This window comes from Parerythrobacter lutipelagi (assembly GCF_005434975.1).
Lineage (GTDB): Bacteria > Pseudomonadota > Alphaproteobacteria > Sphingomonadales > Sphingomonadaceae > Parerythrobacter_A > Parerythrobacter_A lutipelagi.
The window spans coordinates 617822-625000 of sequence record NZ_SKCJ01000001.1 but is presented as its reverse complement, the minus strand read 5'-3'; the positions used below and the strand labels follow the sequence as shown (position 1 = coordinate 625000).

Below are 7179 nucleotides of genomic sequence, written 5' to 3'. Positions count from 1 at the left end.
ATCTCAGTACCTGGAGGAAAAGACATCAACCGAGATTCCGTTAGTAGTGGCGAGCGAACGCGGACCAGGCCAGTGCCTTCCTGTTAATTAGCAAAACTCTCTGGAAAGTGAGACCATAGTGGGTGATAGTCCCGTATGCGAAAGTGATCAGGAAGGACTCGAGTAGGGCGGAACACGTGAAATTCTGTCTGAACATGGGGGGACCACCCTCCAAGCCTAAATACTCGTATGTGACCGATAGCGAACAAGTACCGTGAGGGAAAGGTGAAAAGCACCCCGATTAGGGGAGTGAAATAGTACCTGAAACCGAATGCTTACAATCAGTTGGAGCCCCTTTGGGGGGTGACAGCGTACCTCTTGCATAATGGGTCAGTGACTTAATCTACCATGCAAGCTTAAGCCGTTAGGTGTAGGCGCAGCGAAAGCGAGTCTGAATAGGGCGATAGAGTATGGTGGATTAGACCCGAACCCCGGCGATCTAGGCATGGCCAGGTTGAAGGTGCAGTAACATGCACTGGAGGACCGAACCGGTGAATGTTGAAAAATTCTCGGATGAGCTGTGTTTAGGGGTGAAAGGCCAATCAAGCCGGGAAATAGCTGGTTCTCCGCGAAATCTATTGAGGTAGAGCGTCAGATGTATGCCGATGGGGGTAGAGCACTGGATGGGCTAGGGCTGCGCGAGCGGTACCAAACCTAACCAAACTCCGAATACCATCGAGTCTTGTCTGGCAGACAGACGGCGGGTGCTAAGGTCCGTCGTCAAAAGGGAAACAGCCCTAACCTACAGCTAAGGTCCCCAAGTCATATCTAAGTGGGAAAGCATGTGGGAATCCCAAAACAACCAGGAGGTTGGCTTAGAAGCAGCCATCCTTTAAAGAAAGCGTAACAGCTCACTGGTCTAAATAAGGGTTCCTGCGGCGAAGATGTAACGGGGCTAAAGATATGCACCGAAGCTTAGGGTTCAGAATTTATTCTGAGCGGTAGCGGAGCGTTCCGTAAGTGGTTGAAGCCGAAGGGTAACCGACGGTGGACATATCGGAAGTGCGAATGCTGACATGAGTAGCGATAAAAAGGGTGAGATACCCTTTCGCCGAAAGACCAAGGGTTCCTGCTCAACGCTAATCGGAGCAGGGTTAGCCGGCCCCTAAGACGAGCCCGAAGGGGGTAGTCGATGGGAACCACGTAAATATTCGTGGGCCTGAAGATGTGTGACGGTTTGTGGAAGTTGTGTGTCCTTATTGGATTGGGCATGCAGCCAAGCAGATCCAGGAAATAGCCTCTTCATATAGACCGTACCCTAAACCGACACAGGTGGTCAGGTAGAGTATACCAAGGCGCTTGAGAGAAGTATCCTGAAGGAACTCGGCAAATTGCCTCCGTACCTTCGGAAGAAGGAGGCCCCATCAGAAGGCAACTTTTGGTGGGGGGCACAGGCCAGGGGGTAGCGACTGTTTAGCAAAAACACAGGACTCTGCTAAGTCGGCTTCAAGACGACGTATAGGGTCTGACGCCTGCCCGGTGCTTGAAGGTTAAGAGGAGGAGTGCAAGCTCCGAATTGAAGCCCAAGTAAACGGCGGCCGTAACTATAACGGTCCTAAGGTAGCGAAATTCCTTGTCGGGTAAGTTCCGACCTGCACGAATGGCGTAACGACTTCCCCACTGTCTCCAGGATATGCTCAGCGAAATTGAATTCTCCGTGAAGATGCGGAGTACCCGCGGTTAGACGGAAAGACCCCGTGCACCTTTACTGCAGCTTTAGAGTGGTATTGGGAAAGAACTGTGTAGAATAGGTGGGAGGCTTTGAAACTTGGGCGCCAGTCCGAGTGGAGCCAACCTGTGAAATACCACCCTGTTGTTTTCTAATATCTAACCTAGGTCCGTTATCCGGATCAGGGACCCTCTATGGCGGGTAGTTTGACTGGGGCGGTCGCCTCCTAAAGAGTAACGGAGGCGCGCGATGGTAGGCTCAGGACGGTTGGAAACCGTCTGCGAGAGTGCAATGGCATAAGCCTGCCTGACTGCGAGACTGACGAGTCGAGCAGAGACGAAAGTCGGTCATAGTGATCCGGTGGTCCCTCGTGGAAGGGCCATCGCTCAACGGATAAAAGGTACGCCGGGGATAACAGGCTGATGATTCCCAAGAGCTCATATCGACGGAATCGTTTGGCACCTCGATGTCGGCTCATCACATCCTGGGGCTGGAGCAGGTCCCAAGGGTTTGGCTGTTCGCCAATTAAAGTGGTACGTGAGCTGGGTTCAGAACGTCGCGAGACAGTTTGGTCCCTATCTGCCGTGGGCGTCGATACTTGAAAGGAGTTGCCCCTAGTACGAGAGGACCGGGGTGAACATACCTCTGGTGTACCAGTCATTCCGCCAGGAGTGCCGCTGGGTAGCTATGTATGGACGGGATAACCGCTGAAAGCATCTAAGCGGGAAGCCTCCCTTGAGATTAGGTATCTTCGAGTCGTGATAGACCATCACGTTGATAGGCTGGGTGTGGAAGTGCAGTAATGCATGGAGCTAACCAGTCCTAATAACTCTGATCATGCTTGATGAATCCCACCATCAACGTCAGCCCTGCCCTTGTGGCAAAGGCCGATCGTTGATGATGTCGGAAGACATCCAGCCAGATCGTCGCCTAAATGAACGTATCGCATCGATTTAAACCCCCCACCCGCCTGCTTTATTGCTTGGTGACCATAGCGTCTGTGACCCACCCGATCCCATCTCGAACTCGGACGTGAAACCGGACAGCGCCGATGGTACTAACGCTCAAGCGTTGGAAGAGTAGGTCGTCGCCAGGCATTATGGCCGGCGGGTGTGAGGTAAAAAAACCCATTCACAAGTCGAAGGGCTGACCCAATAGGGGCAGCCCTTTTGGCGTCTCTTGCAGGCGCACAACACGGTGCCGCGGGGTGGAGCAGTCCGGTAGCTCGTCAGGCTCATAACCTGAAGGTCGTTGGTTCAAATCCAACCCCCGCAACCACCACTTCATTGAAAACCCGTTCTAAAATCGTCTCACTGGTGTCAGTGGGGTTTTTTGCGTTTCAAATTGCGAGCCAGCAGGGATGCAGCCGCTCGAATGGCGCCCGGCACCTGGCGGGAGCGCATGGGTCCGAAGGCGCGTTCGCTTCGCAGTAGAAGGTGGCGTTGAAAGACGGTCCCGGCATTGTGCTCAGCTTGCCGGGAAGGCACTAGCCTTGCGTGATCGCCTCGAGCTTGGTGCCAAGCGCCAACCACTTTTCCTCGGCGGTCGCCAAAGTGTCGCCCACTTTGGCCCGCGCCGTAAGAAGATCCTCCATATTCGCGCCTGATTTATCCTGTTGGCTTCCGCTATACTCCATGATCAGTCGATCAAACTCCTCGACTTCGAGGGTGAGGCGCGCAATTTCCTGTTCGACCATGGTCAATTCCGATTTGGCTTCGCGCGTCTTCGCTGACGCATCCTTGCCGTTCGCGCCGCGCTGCTTCCTGGACAAACCATCGCGGTCTCGCTTGGGCTGCTTCCGGCCCAGAACGAAATCGATATAATCTTCCATGCTGCCGGAGTATTCGCGGGCCGTTCCGTCATCCACAAGGATCAGTCGATCGGCAGTCAATTCGACCATGTGCCGGTCATGACTGATCAGGATGACGGCGCCGGAATAGTCGTTGAGTGCCTGGATCAGCGCTTCACGCGCATCAACGTCAAGATGGTTCGTCGGTTCGTCCAAAATCAGCAAGTGGGGCGCATCGCGTGTGATCAGCGCCAGCGCCAGCCTCGCACGTTCTCCGCCTGACAGCTTGTCCACCCGGGTCTGCGCACGCGAGCCGGAGAACCCGAAGCGGCCAAGTTGCGCCCGGATTGCTGCCTGCGCCATGCCTTCCATTGCCCGGTTCATGAGATCCAACGGCGTCTCTTCGGCGGCCAGTTCTTCGACCTGATATTGGGTGAAATAGCCGACTTTCAGCCGACCGGGTGCATTCATTTCGCCTTCCGCAGGATCGAGCTGAGAGGCAAGCAGCCGTGCCAGTGTCGTCTTTCCGTTCCCGTTGCGGCCGAGCAATGCAATGCGATCGTCCGCATCGATCCTGATGCTTAGCCGGCGCAGGATCGGCGGTGCTGTGCCGTAGCCGACGGCCGCCTGATCGAGCGTTATCATCGGTGAACGCAGTTCTGCGGGATCGGGGAAGTCGAAGCTTAGTGTCGGGTCCTCCATCATCGCGGCAATTGGCTGCATCCGCGCCAGCATCTTGGCCCGCGATTGCGCCTGCTTGGCGGTGGAGGCGCGCGCACTGTTGCGGGCGACATAGTCCTGCAGCCGAGCGCGCTGCGCATCCTGCGACGCCTTGGCCGCTGCCAGCTGCGATGCGCGTTCGGCCCGCTGTTTCTCGAATGCATCGTATCCGCCAGGGTACAGCGCCAATTGGCCGCCCTGCAGGTGGAGGATGTGATCGACCACCTTGTTGAGCAAATCGCGCTCATGGCTGATCACGACCAGAGTCGCGGGATAGGACTTGAGAAAATTCTCGAGCCATAGCGTCGCTTCGAGATCGAGATGGTTCGAGGGTTCATCCAGCAGCAGGATGTCGGGCTCGGAAAACAGCAAGGCACCGAGGGCAATCCGCATTTTCCAGCCACCCGAAAAATGATCCACCGGAGTGCGCTGCATTTCTTCATCGAAGCCGAGACCTTTCAGGATCTTGGCTGCGCGCGACGGTGCGCTGTAGGCGTCGATAGCCAGCAGGCGATCATGCACATCGCCCATCCGGTCCATATCCGTGCAGGTCTCCAGCTCTGCCAGCAATTGCGCACGCTCCGTCGCAGAGGCGAGGACAACCTCTTCCGGTGTCATGGCTCCGCTCGGGGCTTCCTGCGCGATGTAACCGATGCGCGCGCGCGACGGCTTGGTGATCTCGCCTGCATCGGGCTCGATTTCGCCAATCAGGGCCTTCATGAGCGTGGACTTGCCCGCACCATTGCGCCCGATCAGGCCGACGCGCGCGCCAACCGGCACCGTTGCACTGGCGCGTTCAAGAATGGCCCGGCCGCCAAGCCGTACTGTGACACCGTCGATGGTAAGCATGGGCGGCCCTCTAACAGCCAATTGGTTTCTGCCCAACCGAAATCCCGCTATCCGGCTTGCACGAAGCGCCGGATCGGCTAGCGCGGGCAGATGGAAATGCAGGATCTGTTGCAGCGCTATTTCGGAACGCGCGATCTGGCCGAGGTCGATCCGGTGGCACTGCCTGCCGGGATCGACCGCATGACGGTGGATCTCGGGATGGAAAGCGACCGCGGTCGCCGCTTCGCTCTGTGGAGCTTGCTGTACATGCTGGACGCGGCCCCGCACCTTGATGTCGCGTTTGAAAGTCCGACTGACCGTGATGCGGCGCGCAACCTGATGGATCTGCTCGCCTCCGAAACCCCGGACTAACGCAAGGCCAGGATCTTAAGCTGCGGCAAACACGTTTGTCCGCACGACTGAGAGGATGAAGTGGCTCGCCAATTGCAACTGACCGGCATGGCGGTGCTCTATTGCTGGCCGAAAGCGAAACAACTTCCGGAATTCGGTAGACAAAAGTTAGATTCATGGGAAAGATAACCGGTAAATAGGGATTCGTCGGTTTTGGGGGGACGATGTTTTACGTCGGGCGTTTTACACGCAACAAGAAAAGACTTTTGACCACCGCAGCGCTTGCAACGCTGGTTGCATCTTGCGGTGATGGCGGATCCGGCAAACTCGGCATTTCCTGTTTTCCCGACGAAACGCAGCGCTGGATCTGGCAGGCGAGCGAGAATGAAGGCGACCGCAATCCGGCAATGAGCGAGCCGATCAAGGCGGAAACCAGCACCATTTACGTTGACCGATCGGCCAGCATGCTCGGCTATTTGCGCGGGGCGGATAACGACAACCGGCCCTTCCAGATACTTGCCGGCAATCTGCCAGTGGTCGCCCGCACGGCCGGTGCGACCAAAGTACAATACCGGGGTTTCGGCGTGAATATCTCCGAACCGATGACCGATGCGGCAGCGACCTTTCAGGACCCGGCCACGTACCGCTGTGCAGGCGGTTCTGCCAGTTGCGAAAGCAAGGAATCGCATCTGGACAAGGTGCTCGCCATGGTCGCGGAGAAACCCGAAGAACTGGCAATCGTGATTTCCGACCTGTGGTACGACAACAGCATGGACAGTATGGGCGGGCCCACTGCGCTGCAGGAACCGCTGACCCGGATCCTCCAGAGCGGCCGCGCAGTCGCTATCTACGGTATCGAGGCCCCGTTCGACGGGACAATCTATGACATTCCCGCAGGCGGAACCGCTGAAACCAGCGTAAGCCACAAGGGCACACACCCCTTGTTCCTGCTCGCCATTGGGACGAAAAACGATGTGCTGGAGTTCGATCTCCAGCTCGAACGAAGCGGTGCACGAACCATCCGTGAAGGGCTCGCTTCCGGTGCCATCAAGCGGTCGATCTTCACAGTCGATCCAGGGCCGCTCAAAGCGCGCAAGCGTGAACCCGTTGCACCGGGCGCCGATCCCGCCTTCCGTCAGGTGCCGTTCGAAACCCATCCCGGCATCAAGATTCAGCAGTTCCAGTTCGACAGTTCGGCGATCCGCCGGGATGCCAAGTTGCCGGTCCGGTCAGCAAGCTGGACTGCGCCGGTCGATGATGATTTTCTCGAAAACACCGTATGGCAAGGCGAATACAGTGCATCGGTCGACCTCTGGCGGCGTGACGGGGACAAATGCGGCAAGTGGTCCAAGATTTCGACTCTGGTCAACGACACGCCGTTTGAACGAGGCGAGGAGGGCGCACCGGGCAAATTCGAATATGGCTTCGACAGCAAGAGTCTGGCGGGCCAGTTGAAACGATCGGGCGTCTATATGATCTCAGGCGAACTTTCGCGGGTTTCGGTCGATACGCCAAACCCGGCCAATGCCTGGGCGGAAGAATGGTCTTTCACATCGGATCAGGCGGGCAGCGTGCAGGCCGATCGCCAGGAATTGTTTCCCACTCTCAACCTGACTGAAATGATGCGGATCATGGAGAATGCGCTGCGCACTGCGACAGAGCGGAACGGTGGCGGCGTGATCGGCTTCACCGTGCTGGTCAATTCAGAAGGTTGAAATCAGACAAAACCGGTTTGCCCGTTGCGGGCGACCAAGACAGACATGTGATAAGGAGAATGAGCAGC

3 protein-coding genes, 1 tRNA gene and 2 rRNA genes (1 of these 6 running past the window's edge) are annotated in these 7179 nt (G+C 56.9%); 5 read left to right on the top strand and 1 reads right to left on the bottom strand.

Going from position 1 to position 7179, the window contains the following annotated elements:
- The 3 genes from E0502_RS03060 to E0502_RS03050 all read left to right on the top strand — a co-directional run.
- A 23S ribosomal RNA gene (locus tag E0502_RS03060) occupies nt 1-2554 on the top strand; it begins 237 nt to the left of the window's first position.
- Nucleotides 2555-2689: 135 nt separating this feature from the next.
- Nucleotides 2690-2804 (top strand): 5S ribosomal RNA (gene rrf / locus E0502_RS03055).
- Between the two features lie 105 nt (nt 2805-2909).
- A tRNA-Met gene (locus E0502_RS03050) sits at nt 2910-2986 on the top strand.
- 208 nt (nt 2987-3194) lie between these two features.
- Here E0502_RS03050 and E0502_RS03045 read toward each other — a convergent pair.
- Nucleotides 3195-5066: an ABC-F family ATP-binding cassette domain-containing protein gene (locus tag E0502_RS03045; protein ID WP_137676488.1), complete on the bottom strand. Its 1872-nt coding sequence runs from the start codon at nt 5064-5066 to the stop codon at nt 3195-3197.
- Between the two features lie 90 nt (nt 5067-5156).
- On the opposite strand from E0502_RS03045, the gene E0502_RS03040 reads away from it, so the two are divergent.
- Both E0502_RS03040 and E0502_RS03035 read left to right on the top strand, forming a co-directional pair.
- The gene (locus tag E0502_RS03040; RefSeq protein WP_137676487.1) at nt 5157-5417 is read left to right on the top strand and encodes a hypothetical protein; all 261 of its coding nucleotides are present in this window, start codon (nt 5157-5159) and stop codon (nt 5415-5417) included.
- A 245-nt stretch (nt 5418-5662) separates the two neighbouring features.
- The gene (locus E0502_RS03035) at nt 5663-7111 is read left to right on the top strand and encodes a hypothetical protein (RefSeq protein ID WP_137676486.1); all 1449 of its coding nucleotides are present in this window, start codon (nt 5663-5665) and stop codon (nt 7109-7111) included.
- Nucleotides 7112-7179 lie beyond the last annotated feature (68 nt).